Source organism: Pseudomonas sp. m6p, from assembly GCF_055760375.1.
In genome coordinates this window covers 1820583-1846176 of sequence record NZ_CM147084.1, presented here as the reverse complement: position 1 = coordinate 1846176, position 25594 = coordinate 1820583, and the positions used below count along the sequence as shown (strand labels likewise).

General features: G+C 59.6%; 17 protein-coding genes. 14 read left to right on the top strand and 3 right to left on the bottom strand.

Annotation, left to right across the window (positions count from 1 at the left end):
• Window positions 1–221 precede the first annotated feature (221 nt).
• From pdxR to ACYZUM_RS08390, 5 genes are all read left to right on the top strand, one after another.
• The gene (pdxR, locus tag ACYZUM_RS08410; protein WP_108182488.1) at window positions 222–1655 is read left to right on the top strand and encodes a MocR-like pyridoxine biosynthesis transcription factor PdxR; all 1434 of its coding nucleotides are present in this window, start codon (window positions 222–224) and stop codon (window positions 1653–1655) included.
• Between the two features lie 123 nt (window positions 1656–1778).
• Entirely contained in the window at window positions 1779–2072 is a 294-nt protein-coding gene (locus ACYZUM_RS08405) for a putative quinol monooxygenase (protein WP_108182487.1), read from the top strand.
• A 274-nt stretch (window positions 2073–2346) separates the two neighbouring features.
• The gene (locus ACYZUM_RS08400; protein WP_108181694.1) at window positions 2347–3318 is read left to right on the top strand and encodes an IS110 family RNA-guided transposase; all 972 of its coding nucleotides are present in this window, start codon (window positions 2347–2349) and stop codon (window positions 3316–3318) included.
• 170 nt (window positions 3319–3488) lie between these two features.
• Window positions 3489–3890 (top strand): cupin domain-containing protein, encoded by a 402-nt coding sequence (locus ACYZUM_RS08395; protein WP_108182486.1) that lies wholly within the window; start codon window positions 3489–3491, stop codon window positions 3888–3890.
• Window positions 3891–4131: 241 nt separating this feature from the next.
• Window positions 4132–4845 (top strand): hypothetical protein, encoded by a 714-nt coding sequence (locus ACYZUM_RS08390; RefSeq protein WP_041062440.1) that lies wholly within the window; start codon window positions 4132–4134, stop codon window positions 4843–4845.
• A gap of 205 nt (window positions 4846–5050) precedes the next feature.
• Here ACYZUM_RS08390 and ACYZUM_RS08385 read toward each other — a convergent pair whose 3' ends face one another.
• Entirely contained in the window at window positions 5051–9946 is a 4896-nt protein-coding gene (locus ACYZUM_RS08385; RefSeq protein WP_108182485.1) for an NAD-glutamate dehydrogenase, read from the bottom strand.
• A 648-nt stretch (window positions 9947–10594) separates the two neighbouring features.
• On the opposite strand from ACYZUM_RS08385, the gene ACYZUM_RS08380 reads away from it, so the two are divergent.
• Together ACYZUM_RS08380 and cui are read left to right on the top strand one after the other, a co-directional pair.
• Complete coding sequence (locus ACYZUM_RS08380; RefSeq protein WP_108182484.1) at window positions 10595–11791, top strand: colicin-like pore-forming protein; 1197 nt, start codon at window positions 10595–10597, stop codon at window positions 11789–11791.
• A 78-nt stretch (window positions 11792–11869) separates the two neighbouring features.
• On the top strand, window positions 11870–12445 hold the full coding sequence (gene cui, locus ACYZUM_RS08375; protein WP_108182483.1) for a colicin immunity protein Cui: 576 nt from the start codon (window positions 11870–11872) through the stop codon (window positions 12443–12445).
• Between the two features lie 49 nt (window positions 12446–12494).
• Here cui and ACYZUM_RS08370 read toward each other — a convergent pair whose 3' ends face one another.
• Complete coding sequence (locus ACYZUM_RS08370; protein ID WP_108182482.1) at window positions 12495–13889, bottom strand: hypothetical protein; 1395 nt, start codon at window positions 13887–13889, stop codon at window positions 12495–12497.
• Window positions 13890–14225: 336 nt separating this feature from the next.
• Here ACYZUM_RS08370 and ACYZUM_RS08365 point away from each other — a divergent pair, with 336 nt between their 5' ends.
• From ACYZUM_RS08365 to ACYZUM_RS08335, 7 genes are all read left to right on the top strand, one after another.
• Window positions 14226–14579 (top strand): hypothetical protein, encoded by a 354-nt coding sequence (locus ACYZUM_RS08365; protein WP_108182481.1) that lies wholly within the window; start codon window positions 14226–14228, stop codon window positions 14577–14579.
• 291 nt (window positions 14580–14870) lie between these two features.
• A complete protein-coding gene (locus ACYZUM_RS08360; protein ID WP_003218556.1) occupies window positions 14871–15830 on the top strand; it encodes an AAA family ATPase in 960 nt (319 codons plus the stop codon).
• A 5-nt stretch (window positions 15831–15835) separates the two neighbouring features.
• On the top strand, window positions 15836–16780 hold the full coding sequence (locus ACYZUM_RS08355) for a DUF58 domain-containing protein (protein WP_047293911.1): 945 nt from the start codon (window positions 15836–15838) through the stop codon (window positions 16778–16780).
• Window positions 16777–17274, top strand: a complete 498-nt coding sequence (locus tag ACYZUM_RS08350) for a DUF4381 domain-containing protein (RefSeq protein WP_108182480.1) — start codon at window positions 16777–16779, stop codon at window positions 17272–17274. Before ACYZUM_RS08355 ends, ACYZUM_RS08350 begins: the two co-directional genes overlap by 4 nt.
• Window positions 17267–18346, top strand: a complete 1080-nt coding sequence (locus ACYZUM_RS08345; protein WP_108182479.1) for a vWA domain-containing protein — start codon at window positions 17267–17269, stop codon at window positions 18344–18346. Before ACYZUM_RS08350 ends, ACYZUM_RS08345 begins: the two co-directional genes overlap by 8 nt.
• The gene (locus ACYZUM_RS08340) at window positions 18343–20079 is read left to right on the top strand and encodes a tetratricopeptide repeat protein (protein ID WP_108182478.1); all 1737 of its coding nucleotides are present in this window, start codon (window positions 18343–18345) and stop codon (window positions 20077–20079) included. The genes ACYZUM_RS08345 and ACYZUM_RS08340 overlap by 4 nt, the downstream gene beginning before the upstream one ends.
• A complete protein-coding gene (locus tag ACYZUM_RS08335) occupies window positions 20076–21713 on the top strand; it encodes a BatD family protein (protein WP_108182477.1) in 1638 nt (545 codons plus the stop codon). The genes ACYZUM_RS08340 and ACYZUM_RS08335 overlap by 4 nt, the downstream gene beginning before the upstream one ends.
• Before the next feature lie 85 nt (window positions 21714–21798).
• Here ACYZUM_RS08335 and ACYZUM_RS08330 read toward each other — a convergent pair whose 3' ends face one another.
• A complete protein-coding gene (locus ACYZUM_RS08330) occupies window positions 21799–25422 on the bottom strand; it encodes an RCC1 domain-containing protein (RefSeq protein ID WP_142579961.1) in 3624 nt (1207 codons plus the stop codon).
• Window positions 25423–25594 lie beyond the last annotated feature (172 nt).

The window sequence follows — 25594 nt, the reverse complement described above, 5'->3', positions numbered from 1 at the left end:
AAATCCCGGCCCCACACATTTCCCCTGTAGGTGCTGGCGTAGGCTGCGATCTTTTGATCTTGCTTTTGCTTATAAAAAATCAAAGTCAAAAGATCGCAGCCTGCGGCAGCTCCTACAGGGATGGTGACCAATTTCGGGTTTTTGTGCTGCGCAACTACTGCCCATCACGCAACAGCGGTAATCTGGCCGACACCCCAATCGCCCCCCGGAGCCGCGTCGGTATGGAACTTCACGTCGTGATCAATGGCCGCAAGGACCTGGCCGGCCAGCTGTACAACCAGCTGCGCGGCGCCATCGAGTCCGGGCGTCTGGCCGCCGGCACGCAGTTGCCGCCCAGCCGCTTGCTGGCCGAGCAACTGGGGATTTCGCGCAAGACCATTTCCGACACCTACGCGCAGCTGACCTACGAAAACTTCCTTACCGGCGTCATCGGCAAAGGCACCTACGTCAACGCCCGTCCGGCGCAGGTTCAGCGCAAGCAAAGCCACACCGAACTGGCCAGCGCCGAACAGATCGAGCGCTGGCGCAACCTGCCGATGTTCCTGCAGCACCCGACGCTGGAAGGCTCGCTGCGTTACGATTTTATCGGCGGCGCCACCAGCAAGGGCCAGTTCCCGCATGACGACTGGCGCCGTTGCGTCTCGCATGCGATGCGCCAGATGGCCGGCTCCAAAGGTTTCTACAGCGTTCCCGAAGGCTTGCCGGCACTGCGCAATGCGATTGCCCGGCACATCGCGTTTTCGCGCGGGATCAACGGTCGGGACGAGGACATCGTGGTGTGTAACGGCGCGCAGCAGGCGCTGGATCTGATCACCCGCGTGCTGATCAGCCCCGGCAGCCAAGTGGCGATGGAAGACCCGGGTTATCCGCCGGCCCGACTGCTGTTCGGTAGCCACGGCGCCGCAGTCAGTGGAGTTCCGGTGGATGCCGAAGGCATTGTGGTCGAACAGATTCCCGAGGGTACGCGGCTGATTTACGTCACCCCGTCGCACCAGTTTCCGCTGGGCATGTCGATGAGCCAGGCGCGCCGCGAGGCGTTGCTCGCCCGGGCGTATGAACTGGGCGCGATCATCATCGAGGACGACTATGACAGCGAATTCCGCTACGAAGGCCGGCCTACGGACTCACTGTTCAGCCTCGACCAGCGCGGGATCGTTGCCTACGTTGGGACCTTCTCCAAAACCCTGCTGCCGGAGCTGCGCCTGGGTTACGCAATTCTGCCGCCCGCGATCCTCGAAGCGGTGATCCGCGCGAAAAAGCTCACTGACCAGCACGCTTCGACCTTGCCGCAATGGGCGCTGGCCAAGTTCATTGCCGAAGGTTGTCTGCTCAAGCACATCCGCCGCTGCCACGCGATTTACGCCCAGCGCCGCGAGCGGATTCTGGCGCGCATGGCCACGGATCTGTCGCCGTGGCTGGAGGCGATACCGCCCAGTGCCGGGTTCCACATGGCAGTGCTGTGCAAGGTGCCGGTCGACCTGGCGCTGGTGATCGAGCTGGCGAGAAAGGTCGAGGTCGGGTTATATCCCATCGACATTTTCTATTATCAACAGCCGGTGAGGAGCGGCCTGTATTTCGGCTTCGGCGCCATCGAAACCCTCGACATCGACACCGCTCTGGATCGCCTGCGCGACATTCTGCAACAAGTGGCGTGAATGATTGGTCTGCGCGATTAACCGCCGATTGGTTATTGGTGATCAACGGGTGCAGGCCTATTCTGCATGGGCGTTATCCCTCAATGAGCAGGATTCGTCCGGCCTGATTCAGGAGAGTGAGCAATGTCCATCGAAGTGATCAACACCGTTCAGGTGCGCGCCGCCGCCGGCCGTTCGGAAGAGCTCGGCCGGCAGTTGCAGAAGATCGTCGACACCCTGCGCCAGACCCCGGGCTGCGACGCCTATATGGTCGACCGCTGCCCCGAGGACAGCCAACGCTGGACAGTGAGCGCACGCTGGCAGTCGGAAGCGGCGATGCAGGCGCACTTCAACCGGCCCGAGGCGCAGGGGTTTATTGACCTGATCGATAGCCGTCTGGCCAATAGTGTGGATTTCAATAGTTTCCCTATCGTTTAGAAGCAAGATCAAAAGATCGCAGCCTTCGGCAGCTCCTTGTATCTCGACTATCGCTCCGTCAGGAGCGATAGTTCTCGACTGATCATCGAGGGAGGGACTTGGAAGCCGTGCAGCTCCTTAGGCTTTTTGCCTGTGATGTAGATCGTGCTCCAGCCCTCCACACTCACTCATATAGTTCGAACGGTATCTTGGGCCCGTCTCTGGCGAGAGCTCGCATTCGCAAGGTTGGACAGAGTGCAGTGATGATCGAAAACAGATCAATGGAGAGACACTCATGTCCAGTTTCGTCGGTGTCGATATCGCTAAAAACACCTTTGATATCGCCACGCACTTGCCAAACGGTAAGCACAAAACCAAGGCCAAGCTGCCTAATGACGCGAAGGGTTTCAAAGAGTTTGAAGCTTGGTTGAACAAGCAGGTCGAGCCCACAGCCTTGATCGTGATGGAAGCCACCAGCGTCTATCACCTGGAACTTGCCGAGTTCGTCTACAACAAGGGTTACCGGGTCTGTGTCGTCAATCCGGCCACGACCCATGCTTACGCCGACAGCGAATTGCGCCGGATCAAAACCGATAAAAGCGACGCCAAACTGCTCGCTGATTTTGCTCGGGAAAAGGCTGAAAAGCTTCAGCTTTGGGCTCCGGAGCCACTGAAATACCGCCAACTGAAGGCGATGGTGCGTCGATTGGATGATCTTCAGGAAATGGAGCAGATGGAGCTCAATCGTCTGGATGTGTCCGACGAAAAGGTCAAAGACTCGATCAACTCCGTTCTGCGCCACATCGAAAAAGAGATCGCTGAAACGCACAAAGCGATCAAGAAACACATCGATGATGATCCGGACATGCGCCAGATGCGCGACTTGATCGTGACCATCGACGGTATCGGGCAGAAAACCCTTGAGCGGCTGCTGGCCGAGCTGGGCGACCTGCGCAAATACGACGACCCTCGCAAACTGGTCGCTGCTGCAGGGTTGAACCCTAAGCTGCAGGAGTCAGGAAAACTCAAAGGCAGAACAATTATTTCGAGGGTCGGCTCGGCTCGCGTTCGGGCGGGTCTGTACATGCCAGGCCTGGTAGCGCTGAGGCACAACGAGGCGATCATCGCCATGAAGGAACGCTTGAAGGCCAATGGCAAAGCCCCCAAACAGATCATCTGTGCAGCCATGCGCAAGTTGTTGCACTTCGTCTACGGAGTGCTCAAATCGGGCCAACCATTTGACCCGAAATTGGCACTTGCCCGGTGAGGGGCAAGACGGTATCTACACTATCCCTGTAGGAGCTGCCGAAGGCTGCGATCTTTTGCTTTTTGGCGGTAGCCGATTGGTCACCCGATCTTCCCGAATATTGGCCGTTTGCATGCCCCACCCCGCAGACTACTGTGGTCACCACCCCCTCCTCCCACAGGTGATCCGCCATGAAAGCCCTGCACCTCTTCACCGCCACTCTCGCCCTGTCCATGTCCGCTGCCGCGCTGGCCCACGACCCGTCCGAAAAAGTCACCGTCCTGCAAGACCAGATGCTGAAAAACGCCCCCGGCAAAAAAGCCATGATGATCGAAGTCGACTACAAACCCGGCCAATCCTCCATCGCCCACAAGCACGACGGCACCGCCATGGCCTATGTGCTCGAAGGCGAAGTGATTTCCCAGGTCAAGGGCGAACAGCCGATCACCTACAAGAAAGGCCAGTTCTGGTACGAACCGGCCGGCTCCGAACATCTGGTGTCGAAAAACGCCAGCAACAGCAAACCGGCGAAGTTGCTGGTGTTCATGGTGTTGGCGCCGGACGAACAAGTGCTGATCCCTTTGAAAAACTGATGGTTGTTGGCACAGCCATAAATAAAAAGGCGCAAAACACTGTTTTGCGCCTTTTTATTTCCCGAGGCAATTAACCGATTTGCCTTAAAGCCAATAAAACTAATGCATTGCCACAACACGGAAAATTGTCAGCTTATTTACAGGTTGGCGGGTTTAGTCTGAGTCAACTGTCGTGCGCCTTTGACAAACAGCCGCGACAACTATGACGTTCCGACTGAAGTTGCTTCACGGGAGACTCACCATGAAACTTGCGTTTGCCAGTACCTTGGCGATATCGGTTTTAGCTTTGTCCGCCTGCTCAGTACCCACCGCGCCGAAAGCGGTTTCGTCCCTCGATACGCTGTTCACCCAACCGGTTGGCCGCAGCAGCGCCGCCCAAGTGCAAAGCGGCCCCGGCGTGTCACTGGGCGTGGTCTACAGCCCCAGCACCCTGACCAACCGCGAATACCTGCGTAACTATCAAGCCAACGCCGGCACCGGTTTCGGCCAGAGCCTGCTGGTGCAGCCGATCCATGACGCCTACGTCAACACCTCGAAACCGGACATGGCGGTGGATTGGGTCAAGGCCTCGCTGCAACGGCAGTTCGGTTCAGTAACGGTGTACCCGGACATGCAGAGTTTGCGTGCAGCGCATCCCGACGTGGTGGCGATCATCGACACCCACAGCCAGTTGATCACCTCGCGCAGCTCCGACATCAAGGCTGATGTGAGTGCGGATTTTTATGATGCGAAGTTGAACTACATCGGTACGGCGAAAGGTTCTGAAGCGAAGGAACTGACGCCGGTGTGGGCGGACTTCAAAGGTTCGGACGAGATCGTCGCTGATATTAATCAGCAGCAGGATGTGCAAGTTCGGGCGCTGCAGAAGTTTGATCAGTCGCTGAGTAATTTATTGACCAGACCGACAGATAAAGTGTCGATGCTGGATAACAAACAAGCACCTGACTTGTATTGAAAGTAAGGCCCTCATCGCTGGCAAGCCAGCTCCCACAGGATTTGTGGTGACACTCAAACCCTGTAGGAGCTGCCGAAGGCTGCGATCTTTTGACTTTTAAAATCAAAAGATCGCAGCCTTCGGCAGCTCCTACAGGGAGCGCATCAACGAGCATAAAAAAGCCCCGGCATCTCACGACACCGGGGCTTCTTCATTCAACCACTACTCAGGCCAGTTCAAGCTCGGCATTCGCAGCAGCCGCAGGCACCACCGCCTGCCCGCTCAACGCGAGGTCCAGCAGCTCACGGTTGGCAACGGCGTACATGGCGTAGTCCGTGCCGCTCGCAGCACGGATTTCCACCAGCATGGCGCGCCAGCGCTCGATCATGCTTTCGTGCTGTGCCATCCACAGCGCCAGACGTGCTTCCACGTCCTGGGTGCCGTCGCCCTGTTGCAGGACGGAGATGGTGATCGCACGTTGCTGCCAGTCCACATCGTCACGGAACGCTTCACGGGCCAGGGCCTGCCAGTTGTTTTCAACCGGCAGCGCGCTGATCTGTTGCAGGTACCAGGTGATGTCCAGCGCACTGCCTACGGCGAAGTAGGCCTTGGCCACTTCGGCCGGATCCTGGCCAGTGACGTCGGACGCTTCGATGATCGGCAGCAGGGTGTACAGGTGCGAGGTACCCGCCACCATACGCGCCAGCAATTCCGGCACACCGGCCGCGACGTAAGCCTGATAACGCGCCTGCCAGTTTTCACGGATTTCGCCGCTCAGCAGTTCGTCGAGCTTCAGACCCAGCTCCTTGAGGTGCGGACCGAAGTGCGCGACATCACGGGCAGCGTTCTGCTCGTTGCGACGGGCACGCAGGAACCAGCGGGTAGCACGGCGGCCCAGACGCATCAGCTCGTCCATCAGCTCCAGCTGCACGTCAGCGGAAACCTGATAGTCGAGCGCTTCGATCTGACGGAACCAGTGCGGGAGGTGGAAGATGTCACGCACGATCACGTAGGCGCCAGCCACGTTCGCCGGGCTCATGCCGGTCGACTCTTTGAGTCGCTGCACGAAGGTGATGCCCATGTGGTTGACCAGATCGTTGGCGATCTGGGTGCTGACGATCTCGCGCTTCAAACGGTGACGACGCATGGCTTCGGAGAACTTGCTGACCAGGGTCGGCGGGAACGCCGTTTCCATGTCGCGGGTCAGGTAGTCGTCGTCCGGCACCAGCGAGTTCAGCAGCTGTTCCTTGAGGTCGATCTTGCTGTACGAGATCAGCACCGACAGCTCGGGACGGGTCAGACCATGGCCTGCCGCAACGCGCTCGTTGATCTGCTCTTCGGTCGGCAGGAACTCGATGGCACGGTCCAGCTTGCCACGGCCTTCCAGATCGCTCATCAGACGCTTGTACTCGGCAATGCGCTCGTAGGCACGACGCGCTGCCAGGGACAGGGCCTGGGTCTGCTTGTAGTTGTTGCCCAGCACCAGACCACCAACTTCGTCGGTCATGCTCGCCAGCAACTGGTTGCGTTGCTTGTCGGTCATGTCGCCGGCCTGAACCACTTCGTTCAGCAGGATCTTGATGTTCACTTCGTGGTCGGAGCAGTCCACGCCACCGGCGTTGTCGATGAAGTCGGTGTTGGAACCGCCGCCATTCAGACCGAATTCCACACGACCCAGTTGGGTCATACCGAGGTTACCGCCCTCGCCCACCACTTTGCAGCGCAGCTCGTTGCCGTTCACGCGCAGTGCATCGTTGGCCTTGTCGCCGACGTCGGCATGGCTTTCGCTGCTGGCCTTGACGTAAGTGCCGATACCGCCGTTCCACAGCAGATCCACCGGCGCCTTGAGCAAGGCGTTCAGCAGTTCGGTCGGGGTCAGCTTGTCGGCCTTGATGTCGAAGCGTTCTTTCATCTGCGGCGAGATGGCGATGCTCTTCGCGCTGCGCGAGAAGATGCCGCCACCTTCGGACATGATGCTGGTGTCGTAGTCGGTCCAGGCCGAACGCGGCAGGTCGAACATGCGCTGACGCTCGACGAAGCTGGTGGCCGGGTTCGGGTTCGGATCGATGAAGATGTGCATGTGGTTGAACGCAGCGACCAGTTGCAGCTTGTCGGACATCAACAGGCCGTTACCGAACACGTCACCGGCCATGTCACCGACGCCGACCACAGTGATGCTGTCTTCCTGAACATTGATGCCGCGCTCGCGGAAGTGGCGCTGTACGCCGACCCACGCGCCCTTTGCGGTGATGCCCATTTTCTTGTGGTCGTAACCGGCGGAACCACCGGAGGCGAACGCGTCGCCCAGCCAGAAGCCGTAGTCGATGGCGATGCCGTTGGCGATGTCGGAGAAGGTCGCAGTGCCCTTGTCCGCGGCCACCACCAGGTACGGGTCATCGTCGTCATGCCGCACGACGTTGGCCGGCGGCACCAGCGCGCCGTCTTTCAGGTTGTCGGTGATGTCCAGCAGACCGGAAATGAAGATGCGGTAGCAGGCGATGCCTTCGGCCGCGATCTCGTCACGGCTGCCGCCCAGTGGCAGACGACGCGGCAGGAAGCCGCCCTTCGCACCCACCGGCACGATGACCGAGTTCTTCACTTGCTGGGCTTTTACCAGGCCGAGGACTTCGGTACGGAAGTCTTCTTCACGGTCGGACCAGCGCAGACCACCGCGCGCAACGTTGCCGAAACGCAGGTGCACGCCTTCGACGCGTGGCGAGTACACGAAGATTTCGAACTTCGGAACCGGCTTCGGCAGCTCAGGGATCGCGTGCGGGTTGAACTTGAAGCTGAAGTACGACTTGTTCTGGCCGTTGGCGTCAGTCTGATAGAAGTTGGTACGCAGCGTGGCTTTGATCAGGTCCAGGTAACGACGCAGGATGCGGTCTTCGTTGAGCACCTGAACATCGTCCAGAGCGGTCAGAATCGCCTGTTCCAGACGTTGTTGTTTGTCTTCCAGATCATCACTGCCCAGCTTGCGCGCCAGGTAGAAACGGGTCTTGAACAACCGGGTCAGCTCGCGAGCGATGTCGGTGTGGTTGTTCAGGGTGCTGGCGATGTAACCCAGGTCGAAGCCCAAGCGGATCTGCTTCAGGTAACGGGCGTAGGCACGCAGCAGCGCCACGTCGCGCCATGGCAGACCGGCGGTCAGCACCAGACGGTTGAACGCATCGTTCTCGGCATCGCCACGGACGATGTGGACGAACGCGTCCTGCAGGGTGTCGTTGAGTTGCTGGATATCCAGCTCCAGACCTTCGGCTGCGGTGAACGCGAAGTCGTGAATCCAGAACTCGCGGCCATTGGTGTGACGCAGACGGTACGGGAACTCACCCAGCACGCGCAGGCCGAGGTTTTCCAGAATCGGCAAGACGTCGGACAGCGCCAGCGGGGTGTCGGCGTGGTACAGCTTGCAATGCAGCTCGCGCTGACCGGACACCTGGCCCAGCGGCTGATAGAAGCTCATCACCAGCGGATTTTTTTCGTTCAGGCTCAGCAGGTGCTGCATGTCGACCACGGCCGAATGCGCCGCGAAACGCTCGCGGTAACCCGCCGGGAAACCTTTCGGGAAATCCGCCAGCACGTTGGTGCCGTGGGCTTCGCCGAAGCTTTCGACGGTCAGGGCGGCGTAGTCGTCCTGCCAGCTGCGGCAGGCCTGTACCACTTCTTTTTCCAGCAACAGCGGGTCGATGTCGATGCGGTTCTTCGGATCGACACGCAGGATCAACTGCACGCGAGCCAGCACGGACTCGGAGAAGAAGGTCCAGAACTCGCAGTCGGTGGCCTTCAGACGCTCCATCAGCACCTGCTGGATCTTCTGGCGCACTTCGGTGGAATAGATGTCGCGCGGCACGTAGGCCAGGCAGTAGCAGAAGCGACCGTACGGGTCTTTGCGCAGGAACACGCGGATCTTGTTGCGTTCCTGGATCTGCACGATCGACATCACGGTGCTGAACAGTTCGTCGACCGGGGTCTGGAACAGGTCGTCACGCGGCAGCACTTCAAGCACCTGCGCCAGTTCCTTGCCCAGGTGAGCCTTGGACTGGAAGCCGGAACGGCGTTCGATTTCTTCGACCTTGCGGCGGATGAACGGGATGACCCGCACGCTCTCGCCATACACCGAGGAGGTGTACAGGCCCATGAAGCGGTGTTCCTTGATGACGTGGCCGTCGGCGTCGATTTCACGGATCGACACGTAATCCGGGTAAGCCGGACGGTGTACGCGGCTCGGGTGCGCAGCCTTGGCGAACGACAGCAGGGTCGGTTCGCGCAGGTAGTTCACCGCGTAGTCTTCGATGTGCCGGTCTTCGTTGGTCAGGCCGGTGCGCAGCAGCTTGGTCAGACCGAGGAAGGAATTCTGGTCGTATTCGATATGGCCGCCATCGGCCTGATCGACAACGGTGAACTCTTCGTAGCCGAGGAAGGTGAAGTGGTTGCCCACCAGCCATTCCAGAAAGCTCTTGATTTCGCTCTTTTCGTCGGCATCGACGGCGAATGCGCTGTGATCGAGCTTGGTGAGGATCTCCTGCACCTTGGCCTTCATCGGCTCGAAATCAGCGACCGCGACGCGCACTTCACCGAGCACTTGCTCCAGCTCTTTGCTCAGCACATTCAGTTCGGCCGCGTTGGCGCAGCGGTCGATTTCCAGGTACATCAGCGACTCGTGCAGCACGCCTTCGCCGGTGCTGCCCTTTGGCAGGATTTCCAGCAGCTCGCCCTTGCTGCCACGACGCACGCTGAGCACGGTGGTCTGCAGGGTGTGGATGCTGTAGCCGCGACGGTTCAGCTCGGTGCGCACCGAGTCGACCAGGAACGGCAGGTCGTGGTGCAGCACTTCGACCGCGGTGTGGGTCGACTGCCAGCCATGACGCTCGTAATCAGGGTTGTAGACGCGCACTTGCGGTTGCGCGTGATCGAAGCGCTCAAGCAGGCGCCACGCGGAAAGAGTACAGCCAGCGAGGTCGGAGAGGCGACGTTGGGTCAGCTCGTCCAGGGAAATGATGCCGAAGAATTGTTCAGCGAACAGCGCCACTTGTGGCAGTGCCTGTTCACTGATGTGCTGCGCCAGTGCCGCTTGCAGTTGGTGCTGGAAGTCGGCTTTGCTGGCTGCGGTGAAGAACGCCATCTGTGGTACTCCGCTTAAGCTTGTTATTGATGGAAAGCGTCGCGTGCAACACCCCTTGCGGGGCTTGTGTCGCCCTGTTCCTGAATCTCGGGCAGAGGAAACAGGGGGACAGGTGGGTGAAGCTGGACGAGACACTCAGGTCACATTCACCTTCCATTGAATGGGCATCTGCAAAAACGACTGTCGAGGCTGCCGACAATGCCTTTACGGGTGCTCATTCGTTGCGCAGCTTAATGGGTGCGACAATGTGTCTGCTTGCGGTGCTGCGACATATTCGGTCATTGGCACGTAAACCAAGGCTGGGGCATGGCACAACACTAGCAGTGGATGGGCGAACTGGTCGGATTAAAACCCTATTTTCCACACATTCGTATCGAAAATGACTGCCTGAACAACGAACGTTCCCGCGCGTTCGGCCCTGCGCCTCCCTGCTTTCAGCCCCCCCTCCAAAAAAATGGCAACGATTTAGAGAAAAAACAAGTAGTTACAAGGCTTTTCCACCTTCTTACAAACAGCAAAGAAAAAGCCCACAGAAACTTCAGAACATATTCTTACAACCTGAATTGTTTGAATTTCAACGCAATGCTATCAATGTAAAAACATTCTCCACCCGAAGGATCGGGCATTCAATGCACAAGGAACTTGCACATGTCACAACTGGAACTTCCCGGGATAATCACCTATGCCGATGGCACGTGGGAAATAATCAATTTAAACCCAAACACGATAAGAGGCGACATCCGCAGAAACTATCCCTTGGGAAATCCGATGCATGGGTTCACCCTCGCACTACAAAATGACTACAACACACGCAAGCAAAATCTTGAAGCCAACCTTCAATCCGAACTGAACATCAAAGAAAGCAGCTATCCGCCTCTGACAGCCATTACGCCGGACTCATGGCTATCCCGGGCAACAAACATCGTCAACGAACTTTTATTTCAGAAAAACGCCGAACTTCAACAACAATTGAAAACTGTAAATACTGCAAAACTTTATGCAAAGCTGGAAGCAACTTACAACGCCATGATCCTCACCGATCAGATTGCAAGCCTGCAATCCCGGCAAACACAGTTATATGCCGAAACAAACCGCCGACAAGCCGAGGCTCTGGCCTTGCAACAGGCTGCCGAAGCCGCGCGCCGGATAGAAGAAGCACGCAGGCAAGCGCAGGAGCAGGCGCGCCTCGCAGCCCTTGCCGAAGCCCAACGAATCGCCGAGGAAAACGCGAGGCTCGCGGCAGCAGAGGAAGCCAGGCAGATCGACGAGCACAAGCGCGCCGTGGCGTTCGTTGCCGACGCCAATAAATACATCCTGGAGAAATACGGCGCGAACCTGCATCAGGTCGTTATGGATCTTCAAAAGGACATTTCAGGCAAGAAGATCCGAAGCTACACCGAAGCCATGCAGACCTTCGAAAAAGTGCGCACCAACCCGAATGCAAGGCTCAGCCCGCAGGATACCCGTGCGGTTGTCGACGCACTGAACGCGCTGGACAAGGCGACCTACACGGACAGTGTCAATCGGCTCGCCAAAGGATTTGGCGTAACCGGAAAAATCGTGCAGGTGCACTCGGTGATCGAGAAAACTGCGATTGGTTTCCAAGAAGGCAATTGGAAACCGTTGATGCTGGAGCTTGAGAGTATTGCGGCTGGTATGGGGGCAGGCGCACTACTGGCAGTGACCGCCGCCTACTTTTTCCCGGCACTGGTTACTACCGTACCCGGTATAGCAGTAGTCGGCTTATTGATTGCCTTGGCAGCAGCCTTTTTGAGCGCTGATAACGTGGAAAAAATAAATACACTGATCCTTGATCAGTTCAATAGCGCTTCCTCAAAAGGATAGCAAACATCTGTAACGGGCCAGCCTTCCGGCTGGCTCTGTTAAACAGACAACACAGCCAGCCTACTGGAGAACACCAAGATGAATAAAAACCCGCCTGAACTGACTGTACCTCCATTATTGATTTCCCTTTTCTGCGCGCCGATCTTTTTTATAAACCTTCTTCTTCCTGCACTCCCGCAAAGCAGCCTGGATTTTGCTATCAACGACTTCCTGGACAACCAGCTTTTCGGCTTGAGCGGATTCTGGTCTTCCTTATTCCCCTTCAGTTCCAAAGCAACCGCAAACTATGTAGCGGTTGTCGGGCCAATATTTGCACCAATTCTATTCTACAAAATTTACAAAACAATGAAGATTGACCCGACCCAGTACAAAAACAGGATTTTAACTCGATTCATCACCGGAATATTCTTTACAGCCTTTATGATTATATTTTTTATATTAGCTTTTTATTTAACCGAAACAGATCTTGGAAAAGGCACCGGAAAATATGGAAACCTGTTTGGACAAAACATATTGTTTTACTCGATATTCTCTTCAGGCATGTTGATACTTTTCTTTGTCATCCCATTTCTGATCCATCGAATCTTTTTTTACTTTCCGTACTTGCTGATCAAGAACTGGAAGGAAAAAAGGGAACGCCGCCACTCTCATTGAGCGCTATGCCTTCCCTTTTTCCTGAGCTGTTTACAGCCCCCCATCAACATCAGTCAGGCAGCTCCTCGAACGCCCTGAATTTACTAACCGTGGCACAGTCGTAACACAGGGTTTTCAGGACCAGTTTATCCATGCTGGCGTCGATATTGCTGGAGTCACACTCTCGGCAAAACAGCCTCAAATGACCGAGCAGGTCGCTGTCAAAAGCTGCACGGGAGAAGAACTGCGGCACCAGTTCATCGCGCCAATACATTCCCGGCGACTTGGAAAAGCCGGCTCCGCTGTCCTTGAGCACTACGTCGTACAACAGCCGATGCAGCGCCGATTGCGGTACCCGCGAATCGCGGTGTGCGTTTTTGCGCCAGTTCCGAGTCAGGGCATCCTGAGCGGTCCCGAGCATGTTGCGCGGGATGGTGTTGGACGCATGATTGCGACCTTTGGAATTGCCGGTAGCGTAGAAATGCGCAGCGTTTTTTACTGCCAGACGGGCAAAGTAATAGAGCTGGCTTACAGAAAAATCCTGCAGGAGTTGCCCCACAACTGTTTCAGCACGCGCCTCGGCCGTGAACGAAAAACTGACTTCATTGGCCAGTACACGGATGTATTGAAGCGATTCTTCTCGGGCCAAATCGAAGATCAGCCCGTAGAGTTCGCTCTTCCAGGCGACCTGAATGTCGCCGGACAATTCCTGATAGAGCGCCAGGTAAAGGCTTTCCCGATTACAGCGCGCAACCCCGCCGAGTGCCACATTGGGCTGCCAGCGCACTGCAGAATAGTCACTGATACTGCAACCCTCAGTGCGATCAAAGGCCCTGATATCAGAGCTCGTCGCGACCGTTACCACGCCGGCCTCGTGCAGACTCTTCAATCTTTCCTCACTTGCCTCAACGCTCGGTGCCAGACGTTCGCTTCGGGAAGACGCGTTCAACGGAGCGATCCATTCGGGACGGCTGACGTTGCCATCGTCCAGCAAGGCCAACAATGTCAGTTTCTGCACAAACCCAAGGGCCCCATATGGCACCGCGAGCCTCGGTATGCCGAAGTGCGATTCAAGTTCCCGTCGGTCACGCTCGGCCTGCGCCGCCAAGTGTTGCTGATGAACCTGCCAGCACGCCTGGCAAGTACAGGCCATGCGCCGGCCATGGCGGGCGAATTCAGAGTATCGGTGCTCGCACCGTACGCACTTGTAAGGATGACGCTGCGAGACCGAAGTGCCCCGGGCGTGCCGACGTATCCACATGGGTAAATCACAATAAGGGCATTTCAGGTCTTGACTGACAATCGGCGGCAATACCTTGAGCAAGCTGCGAACAGTGACAGGGATCTGATACTCGACCAGGAGCGCGGCGCTTTTTTCGCCGTCCAGATACCGTTGATAAATCTGCTCGACCTGAGCGTCAGAAAGGTGAGCGATTTCCTCTGCGCGTTCGAAATACGGATGCATTGAAAGAGGTCCTTTTTTTCAGTTTGTATTGACGCACTCCTTTGCGTTTGAACGGCAAAATAATGACAATCGTGTCGATAAAACAAGCGAAAAAGCAAAAAATGGCTGCCAAGTTCAAACATGTATTTTTTCCTGCGGCGTCCTCGGAAATTTCAGCGCTCAACCTAGGATTCAACTGTCGGAATTCTCCTTCTTCATTGATTCAGCCAAATTTCACGCGCCCTTTTATCGCAGGCATCCATAAAGCAACCCGCGCAAGAGAGCAGCGCAATTTCGTCAACGCTGGCAAAATCGCGCTTTCGATTGCACTTAGCGCCCGTCGGCCAGGAACTCCCCATGCAAATGACCACCGCCCTACTGATCGTCAACCCGTGCGACGACGAAGAAGACAACATGGCCATGCTCTGCTGCCATAGCGACAAGGGCGATATGTTTCTGATGAGCCGCTATCCGGACGAGGACGAGCTGGAGATCACCCTGGATGGCGAGCCTTCGACGCTCGACGGCGTAAAGGTCACCCTGAGCAAAACGCAGTTGAAGATCGAGATCGCGGCGGCGGATGCCGATGCGCTGAATGGCGATGATGTGCTGGAGATCACTTTCAATCCGGAGATGGTGGATCTGGAGGAGGTTGAGGAAACCTTGAAGAATATTCTGGATGGCACCGGCACCTATATCAGCCAGATTTGAGGGTGACTGAGCCGGCCTCTTCGCCGGCAAGCCAGCTCCCACAGAGAGCGATGTGTTGCATAAATCGCATTCGCACCGCTGATACCTGTGGGAGCTGGCTTGCCAGCGATGGGGCCAGAACTGCCACCTCACCACTCCCCCTGCTACAAAATTCCAACAAATCCCCCGTTCATTTCCCGCACTTTGCGCAAAATGCCGTTAGTCGCCACCCCCCTCGATGGATTAAAGTAACGCCCCCAGCCCCGGCGTTATCCGAACGCCTGCGGCCACCCTTTCCAGGAACAGTCACCGATGGAACATCGTGAAGCGCTGCTGGCGCTGCGAACCTTTCTTTCAACGCAGATTCTCGGCCAGGAAAAACTCATCGAGCGTTTGCTCATCGCCCTGCTCGCCGACGGCCACATGCTGGTCGAGGGCGCTCCGGGTCTGGCCAAGACCAAAGCGATCAAAGAACTCGCCGAGGGCATCGAAGCCCAGTTCCATCGCATCCAGTTCACCCCGGACCTGCTGCCGGCCGACATCACCGGCACCGAGATCTATCGCCCGGAAACCGGCAGTTTCGTGTTCCAGCAAGGGCCGATCTTCCACAACCTGGTGCTGGCGGACGAAATCAACCGGGCCCCGGCCAAGGTGCAATCGGCGCTGCTCGAAGCCATGGCCGAGCGTCAGGTCAGTGTCGGGCGCAGCACTTACGAGCTGTCGCCGCTGTTTCTGGTGATGGCGACGCAGAACCCGATCGAGCAGGAAGGCACCTACCCGCTGCCAGAAGCGCAGCTCGACCGCTTCCTGATGCACGTCAAGATCGGTTTCCCGGACGCCGCCGTCGAACGCCGGATCCTGCAGCAGGCCCGTGGCGAAGCGCTCAACGGCGAAACCAAACCTGAACGCCGGGTCAGCCAGCAGGCGATTTTCGCCGCGCGCAAGGAAATCCTCGGTCTGTACATGGCGGACGCCGTAGAGGAATACCTGGTGCAACTGGTCATGGCCACGCGCACCCCGGCCAAGTTCGACCCGGAGATGGCCGAGTGGATCGCCTACGGCGCCAGCCCGCGTGGTTCTATTGCTCTCGACCGCTGCGCCCGGGCTCACGCCTGGCTGGCGGGTCGCGATTTCGTCAGCCCGGAAGACATTCAGGCGGTGCTGTTCGACGTGTTGCGTCACCGCATCATTCTGTCGTTTGAAGCCGAAGCCGCCGGCATCGATCAGGATCGGGTGGTGCAGCGGATTCTCGACGTCGTAGCCGTCGCTTGACCCCCATGAACGCCCCCCTGCCGTCCGAACCGGGCATCCGCATCAGCCTCACCGACCTGATCGAGATGCGTCACCGTGTGCGCGAAGTGCAGCTGTTTTCCACGCCAAGTCAGCGCAGCCCGCTGATCGGCCTGCACCACTCGAAATTTCGCGGACGCGGGGTCGACTTCGATCAGGTGCGGGTCTATCAGGCCGGCGACGACGTGCGCACCATCGACTGGCGCGTGACCGCGCGCACCCAAGAGCCGCACACCAAGCTGTTCCACGAGGAGCGCGAACGACCGATTTTTATCATGGTCGAGCAAAGCACGCGGCTGTTTTTCGGCTCCGGGCTGATGTTCAAGTCAGTGCTGGCGGCGCAAGCGGCGGCGCTGATCGGCTGGGCCGCGCTGGGGCACAATGATCGGGTTGGCGGGCTGGTGTTCGGCGACAACGAGCACTACGAAATCAAACCGCGCCGCAGCAAGCAGAGCCTGCTGCAATTGCTCAACCGTCTGGTCAAGGTCAATCAGTCGCTGCACAGCGAACGCGAGCCGGACCGCGATGCCCTCGGCGTGGCGTTGCGCCGGGCGCGTGAAGTGTTGCGCCCGGGCAGTCTGGTGATCGTCATCTGTGACGAGCGCGCGCTGACCGACAGCGCCGAGCAGCAACTGAGCCTGCTGGCGCGCCATTGCGACCTGCTGATGCTGCCGCTGTCCGATCCGCTGGACCACGCCCTGCCCGCCGCCGGGCTGCTCAGATTCGCGGAAAGGGGCGCGCAACTGGAACTCGACACCCTCAATTTCGAGCTGCGTCAAACCTATCGCGCCCAGGCCGAGGCCCGTATCGCCCGCTGGGAATTGCTCGCGCAAAAACTGCGGGTGCTGCTGATGCCGTTGAGCACGCAAAGCGAAATGGTCGAGCAGATGCGCGAGTTCCTCAATCCGCAGCGCCCGGGGAGCAGTCGATGAACGGCCTCGAGCAACTGCAACCGCTGATTTCGCCACCGCCGATCGACTTTTGGCCGCCAGCGCCGGGCTGGTGGCTGCTGCTGTTATTGCTGCCGCTGCTGGGCTTCGCCGTGTGGCGTTTGCGCCGGTTCATTCCGCTCAAGAAACGCCCGATCGTGCGCGCCGAACAGCCGCTCGATCCGGTACGCATCGCCGCGCTGGCCGAACTGGCACAAATGCCCAAACCCTACGACGGTGCACCGGCCGGGGCGTGGCTGCAGCAGCTCAACGGCCTGCTCAAACGCCTGTGCCGCAACCACTACCCTTACAGCCAGAGCCACACGCTCAATGGCCGCAAATGGCTGGCATTTCTCGACAACCGTTGCCCAGCGGCCGGTCTGACGCGCTGGATGGTGCTGGTCGAAGGCGCCTACAAACCGGAATGCAAACTTGACGACAAAGCCATCGCCGGCCTGACCCAAGCCGTCGACACCTGGATTCGCAAGCATGTTTGAGTTCGCCTGGCCGTGGATCTTCGTGCTGCTGCCGCTGCCGTGGCTGATGCGTCTGGTGTTGCCGGTGGCCGACAGCGGCGAGCCGGCGTTGCGCGTCAGTTTCCTCTCGGACCTCGAAGGCCTCGCCCGTCGCCGCGCCCGAGCCAACCTGCCAGCGTGGCGTCAGCAGGCGCCGTTTCTGTTGCTGTGGCTGCTACTGCTGAGCGCCGCGGCGCGCCCGCAATGGCTCGGCGAACCGTTGCCGATTGCCGCCAGCGGCCGTGATCTGCTGGTGGCGGTGGACGTGTCCGGCTCGATGGATTTTCCCGACATGCAGTGGCAGGACGAAGACGTCAGCCGCTTGTCGCTGGTTCAGCATCTGCTCGGGGATTTCCTCGAAAGCCGCGATGGCGACCGCGTAGGTCTGATCCTGTTCGGCAGTCAGGCGTATCTGCAGGCACCGCTGACGTTTGACCGCCACACCGTGCGCGTCTGGCTTGATGAAGCGCGCATCGGCATTGCCGGCAAGAACACCGCCATCGGCGACGCAATCGGTCTGGCGCTCAAGCGGCTGCGCCTGCGTCCGGCGCAAAGCCGAGTGTTGATTCTGGTCACCGACGGTGCCAACAACGGTGGCGAAATCGATCCGCTGACCGCCGCAAAACTGGCCGCCAGCGAAGGGGTGAAAATCTACCCGATCGGCATTGGTGCGGACCCGGAAGACAGTGGCAGCACCGGCCTGCTCGGGGTCAATCCGAGTCTGGACCTCGACGAACCGGCTCTCCAAGCCATCGCCAACGCCACGGGCGGCCAATACTTCCGCGCCCGCGACGGCAAAGAGCTGCAAACGATCAAGGACACTCTCGACCAACTCGAACCGGTCACCCAGCAACCGACCCAGGCACGCCCGGCGCAAGCCTTGTATCACTGGCCGCTGGCGTTGGCCCTGCTGCTGAGCCTGTTGCTGGTCGTCCGCGAATTGTGGCCGGACAACCCGCTGCAACGCCTGTTTACCAAGGAGCTGTATCTGCAAAGTCCGTTGCCTGACTGGCGTGAGCGTCTCAAGCGCCTGCGTTTGCGGAGGCGCCGATGATCGCGCTCTGGCCGCACTGGTTCCGCCCCTGGTGGCTGCTGCTTCTGCCGCTGCTCGGCTGGCTGATCTGGCAACTCTGGCACCGACAAAAACGCGCCGGACGCTGGCAGATGATTCTGCCGCCAGCGTTTCACTCGACGTTGCTCAGCGGTGGCGGTGGACGCGACAGCAAGCTGCCGTGGGTTGCCCTCGGCGTCGCGTGGTTGCTGACCCTCGTCGCGCTGCTCGGGCCGAGCTGGGAGCGCGTCGAACAGACCAGCCAGAAACCCGCCGATCCGTTGGTGGTGGTGCTGGAGCTGACCCCGGAAATGCTCGCCACCGACTCGCCGCCAACGCGACTGGAACAGGCCCGGCGCAAGCTGTTCGACCTGTTGCAGGCACGCAGCGATGCGCAAACCGCGATTGTGGTCTACGCCGGCAGCGCGCACACGCTGGTACCGCTGTCGGATGACCTGGCGACCAGCCGCAACCTGCTCGACGCCCTCAAGCCGTCGCTGATGCCGGAAAGCGGCCACCGCGCCGACCTCGGCGTGGGCAAAGCATTGGCGTTGCTCAAGCAAGGCGCCCTGGGCCAGGGACGCATCCTGCTGATCGGCTCCTTGCTGACCGAGGAGGAACGCCAAGGCATCCGCCGTGCCCTCGGCGAGCAATCGGCGCAACTATTGATGCTCGGCATCGGCACCGCTGAAGGCGCGCCCATCGCTCAGGAGGACGGCAGTTTCCTCAAGGATGAACAAGGCGCGATTCGCGTACCGCAACTCGACAGCCCGGGCCTCGGCGCGTTCCTCGCCAGCGTCGGCGGTGAATACCACAGCGCGCGTCTGGACGAATCCGATTTGCGCGCCCTCGGCCTGCTCGATGGCCCGCGCAGCCTGCGCAACGATGGTCAGACCGTGCGCCTGGACACCTGGGCAGATCAGGGCTACTGGCTGTTGTTGCCGCTGTTGCTGCTCGCCGCGTGTGCCGGACGGCGTGGCTGGTTATTCTGCCTGCCGCTGCTGCTGTGCCTGCCGCAGCCGAGCTACGCTTTCGACTTCGAAGACCTGTGGCTGCGTCCTGACCAACAGGGCTTGCACTTGCTCAAGCAGAAGCGCCCGGCCGAGGCCGCCGAACACTTTGAAGATCACCAGTGGCAAGGGCTGGCGTTGTATGAGGCCGGCGATTACAGTGGCGCCGCTCAGCGTTTCGCCGAAGGCAGCGATGCCCGCGCCCACTACAATCGTGGCAACGCGCTGGCGAAAAGTGGCGAGCTGGAAGCGGCGATTGATGCCTACGAGCAAGCGCTGGAACTGCAATCGGATTTGCGCCCGGCGCTGACCAACAAGGCCCTGGTGGAAAACCTGCTCAAGCAGAAGAACACCCCGCCACCGGCCGAACCACAGCCGCAAACGGCCCAGCCGAACGTGCCCGGCGATGAACCACCGCCAGCGACCGCGCCGCCACCGACGGTCAAAAACGAGACCCCGAGCGAGGCTCAGCCCGGCGAGTCGGCTACCGAGCCGCCGCCGACCACGCCTCCGCAGCCGGGCCCTGACGAAGTGCCGGGCAATCCGCCGGAAGAAGCACCGAATACGGCACCGACGCTGCAACCGGCCGAGGACAACCTCGAAGGCGAGCAACGTCAGGCACTGGAACAATGGCTGGGCAAAATTCCGGACAACCCGGGCGAATTGCTGCGACGCAAATTCTGGTACGAACAGCAACAACATCAGGATCAGGAAAAAACTCGATGACCCGCTTCAGCGCCCTCTTGCTACCCCTGCTGCTCTGCACAGCCACCGCCCAGGCGGCCGAGCTGACGGCCAGCGTGGATCGCAGTCGCCTGAACTCCGGCGAGACGGTCGAGCTCACCCTCGAAACCAGCGATGTCACCCAGTTCGGCAAACCCGACCTGACCCCGCTGGAACCGTTGTTCGAGGTGCGCGGCACGCGTCAGGTCAACCAGTTGAACACGCTTAATGGCGACAACCGCGCCACCACGCGCTGGATCATCACCCTGCTGCCGAAAGAGAACGGCAGCGTGGTCATTCCACCGCTGCAACTGGGCGATGTGCAGAGCCAGCCGATCACCGTGCAAGTGGTCGAGAGCGATACTCGCGCAGAAAAAAACAACCCGAACCCGGTGTTCATCGAGGTCAGCCTCGATCAGTCCAGCGTTTACGTGCAAGCCCAGGCGGTTCTGACCCTGCGCATCTACCATTCAGTGTCGCTGTACGACGACAGCAGCCTGACCCCGCTGCAAATCGCCGATGCGCGTATCGAACAGCTGGGCGACATGCGTACCTATGAGAAAGACATCAACGGCGTGCGCCATGGCGTGATCGAGATGCGCTATGCGATCTACCCGCAGCACAGTGGTTTGCTGCTCATCGCCCCGCAGACGTTCAGCGCCACGCTGGTCGACACCCAGCCCAGCCAGGACGCCACCGCGCAAGGCCCGAAACCGGGCAAATTGCTGCGGGTCAATTCCGCCGAGATCGCCCTGACGGTCAAACCGAAACCGCTGACCTATCCGGCAGATGCGCCGTGGCTGCCCGCTCGCAGCCTGAGCCTGAGCGAAAGCTGGAACCCGGAGCCGGAGCACATTCAGGTCGGTGACTCGCTGACCCGCAGCCTGACACTGAAAGCCGAAGGCCTGGCCAGCTCGCAGTTGCCGGCCCTGCCCGGTACCGAAGCCAACGGCCTGCGCCGTTACCCGGATCAACCGGTGCTGAGCAACCAGAGCGGCGAGCGCGGCCTGATCGGCAGTCGTGAAGAACGCGAAGCACTGGTGCCCAGCCGCAGCGGCAGCATCGAGCTGCCCACCGTCGATGTGGTCTGGTGGAACACCTTCGAAGATCATCTGGAACACACCAGCCTGCCGGCGCGCACCCTGCAGGTGGCGAACAACCCGAGCCTGCAAGTCGACACCCCGGCGGGCACCCTGCAATCGGCCATTGTCGACAGCGATACCCTGTGGTGGTGGAAACTCAGCACCCTGATCCTCGCCTGCACCACCCTGCTCGGCTTCGGCCTGTGGTGGCGTGCGCGCTGGCAACCGGCGGTGCATCGCGCCGCCCAGACCGGCCCAAGCCCGCGCACCTTGCTGGACGACATCAAGCGGGCGTGCCAGGCGAATGATCCGCAAGCGACGCGGCAGGCACTCGATGCCTGGGCGCGGCAACAGCCGGAGACACTGGCGGACATGGCGGCGCGGTTTGTGCCGTTGTCCGACGCGCTGGACGGGCTCAATGGCGCGCTGTACAGCGAGACCGGGCAGCATTGGCAAGGCGAGGATCTGTGGCGGGCGATCCGCACGATTCCGGCGGCGGAGCGGGTGCAGGATCCGGTGGGTGACAGCGGGTTGCCGCCGCTTTATCCGAAGTAAAAAGCAAAAGATCGCAGCCTGCGGCAGCTCCTACATTTAGTCGTAGGCGCTGCCGCAGGCTGCGATCTTTCAGGCGTTGACGGTGTTATGAGGTTTGTTCACTTGCTGCCGCTTCAAGCAGTCGCTTCTCACGCATTCCCAGACCACGGGACAGCGCTGTAGCTTCGTAGAAGATTTTGCCATTGAGCTGATCGGCGACGGCATCGCTATCTCCTCCGGCGGGGCCACGCCCCCAGGTCACGACGTCGCCGCTGGACGTCAGTGCAGCGAAGGCATGGGTGTTGCCATAAATGGCCCGGACGTTGATCAATCTGGCCGTAATGGCATCCGGGATTTCACCGCCTCGATCAGCAAAGCCCCAAGCTACAACAGTGCCGTTGGCCCGCAGCGCGGCAAAAGCAACGTGCCCGCATACAACCTGTACGATATCTGTCAGAGCTGCAACCGGCGCCGGAATAGCCTGGGCTCCCCACCCCACTACACGCCCGCTGCTCAACAGTGCGACGAAAGATCCAAAGTTACCCGTCACGGTCCGGATATCCGTCAGGGCTGCGATCGGCGCAGGAACGTTGGCGCCATGTGCCCCATCCCCCCAGGCAACAACGCTGCCATTGCTTCGTCGGGCGGTAAAGGCCCTTTGAGTGGCGCTCAGCTCGATTATGTCTGTCATGTCTCCAATCGTGGCAGGCACGTTTCCGCCGATAGTGCCGGCTCCCCATGCCACTACCGAACCATTGGCACGCAGAGCTGCAAAGGCGTATGCGGTAGCGACTATATCAACGATGTCAGTCAATACCGCGATGGCCGCAGGCACATTACCTCCGTTGCTTTGGTGCCCCCACGCCACGACCGAACCATTGGCCCGTAACGCAGCAAAGGCGTAGAGGTTGCCAATCACTCTGACGACATCCCTCAATGCAGGGATCGGCTGTGGAAGCGCCGCCCCCATACTAGGGTTTCCCCACGCCACCAGACTCCCATCGCGACGCAGCGCACAGAATGCATAACCGTTGCCGCTCACTGCCAAGATATCCCGCATAAGACTGATGGGTTCAGGTATCTCGCCTCCGTCTTCTTTCCGCCCCCAAGCCACCCCCCCGCCACTTGCCTGACGCGCCGCAAACGCATAACCGCAAGCACTCAGCGATAGGGCATCAGAAATGGCCGGTAACGAATCTCCTAAATTTCCACCCCGGTCAGGACTGCCCCATGCCACCAGTGCTCCACGCTCCGTCCGCGCGGCAAAGGCTGCGTTGTTTGCTTCATGGCCAGATATAAAATTACCGTTCCCGCAAAGGTTCAGCGGATTGACTGTCACTTGATCGTCACTGATCCGCACGTGCAGCAGTCGGTCCGGGCGGGTGTCACGAAACGTCATACCACTGAACTCGCCCTCCTCGCCGTTATAACGCCACCAGGCCCTGACCGGCTGCCGGTCGGTTGCATCCAGCGCGGTCAGCCACGCAGTCCCGCCGCCATAAATCTGATAATTGCCCCGCGAGCGCGCGCCCATTACGAGCAAGCGGCCTGTCCCCAGCGAAGCACGCACGTCATAAACCGCCACGCGCGAGTACTGTTGACCACCGGCCTGACGCAGCACGGTGCAATCCAGCGAAATCTCCTGCCCGACGTTGGCCAACACCACCGACAGCGGCACGCTGATCAGTTTGTCGCGTCCCGCTTCTCCGCTTTCCACGCGAAATGGCACCATCGCCGTGCCCTCTCCGGCAACGCCGATCCAGCGGATCTCGCCGCGGTCGCCAACCTTCAGGCCATACGTCGCGGCAAGGCGCACAGTGGCACCCACCGCAGGTACCGCGCTCGCATCAATCTGGTCGCCGCGTGCGCCATCGATTGAGGGCGGATCGAAATCCAGCAGGGCATTGCCGACCCGCAAGGTCAGCGGAAAGGAGTAACCCAGGGTCTTGCCGTTACGCACGATAAAGTAGTCAATGACGATCCGCCGATTGAGGTTGTTGGTCACAAACTGTTTAGGCACGGTGAACGGCACCTCCTTGCCGGCGGTTTGCGATGTCAGTTGCAGCGAGCCGCTGGTACTGCCGCTGGTGGCCGAGCCGCGCCAGCGATAATTCACCACGTCTTCGGGCAGCGTCTCCAGATACGGCACAATCAATTTACAGCCCAGCGGCGGTACGGCTTCCGGATCGATCAACGACGTGCCAGGCACTGCCTCTTCCACACGCGGCGTCACGAAAAGCGGTTGCACCTCGCCCACCTGCATCTCGAACGGCAACGACTCGCGCACGTTGAGTGTCGCCTCGTCATCATTGGCGACGGAATAGAACACCGAAACCTTCAACCCGTCGAAACGCTGGATCACCACATTCGAGACGTTGCGCAAAACCGGCTCGTCATCCGGCACATCACCAACCGGACGCGGATCTTCGTAATAGACGATGCCGCCGCCGGGGCGCGTGGCCTGCCAGATCAGCGTCAACAGGTCACTGGCGGCACGCCCCGCAAACCATGGAATGCGCACGGTGGCCCAGCGTTCGTCCGGGTTCAGCGTACCGGCAGGGGCTTCGTCCACCGTAGGAGAAGGCAGTCGGAAGGCCTCCCCTATCACCGAGATACCGACGGTCTTGGACGGCCGATCGGCCTCGCCCGCTCGCTTGAGTATGTAGGAGACACTGGCCCGGCCTTTGGCAATGGCCCGTACCTTGTCGTTCGGGATGGTGAACGGCAGCGCAAGACCGACTCGCGTCACCGTCAGCTCTACCGGGCCATGGTTGATCGGTGCGCCCTGGGCGTTGGTTCCCAGCCAAGTCAATGCGACGACATCCTGTACCTGGAAGGAGCCGGCGGGGGTGTTGACCAGAACGTTCACATCGTCATCGTTCAATTCGTCGAGGTCGATTTCGTCAGTCTGCGGATCGGCCTCCAGCACGATAGGCGCATCGAGGCGATTTTCTTTCAGATCCACCACGAGTCGGATTTCCGCTGACCACGGTGAACGCAGATCGGGATAATTGCCGCACTCATCGATCACCTGGTACGTCACGATCACCCCGGCGCTGTCGCCCGCCTGCTCGATCAGTAACTTATCGATGGTCACGACCAGCGGGTTATCGTCAGGGTCATCAATATGTCTTTGCTCGACAAGGACGGTTTTCTCTACGCTGCCCCATGCCACTTTGACAAGGTCGTTGATGCGCATGAAGAGGTACGGCAGGATCGTGATTGGCACACCCGCTGCGGCCTCTTCGGGGCCAACACCGCCGTCAATGATGCTCTGCGGAATATGGTAACGCAGGTTCTGGTTACCGGGCGTCGACTGGTCGTCATCGAAGCCGCCGGGGCGATCCAGTTTGACGAAGAACCTCTCCGGCGGAGTTGACTCAGGCTCCTGAAACGGTCGGGTCACGCGATAAAAAACCGGATAGGCCTCCCCTCTGCGGATATGCCCCTCATCGATAACCCCTTTGATGAGTTCGTTTTCATCTTCTGGCTCGATGTCTTTGCTCCAGACCGGCATCTGCAGGTCGCCCCAGAACACCTCAAGCAGATCACCCGCCTTCATGACCAGCCAGGGAGGCACCAGAAACTCGACGCCTCCCTCCACAGCGGCCACCGGCAACCCACCGTCATAGCCCTGCACGGGAGTCCTGAGCTTGATGATTTTTAAGGGCTTGAGTGCGCTCACGCCTGGATCAGAAGACGTAGAGGTCGACGATGATTGCGTTTTCATACAGGCAATTCCTCAGGTGACAGAAAGCCCTGGCTTGACGCCTTGGCGACTGCGGTATCCCATCACCCGACGCCGTCTGTCGCTACTGTCAGATCTGACAGTAGCGACAGACGGAAGCGGCTACGGCCTCTTGATCTTGCAAGCCTTTGGGCAAGCCCGCTCGTTTGCCAGT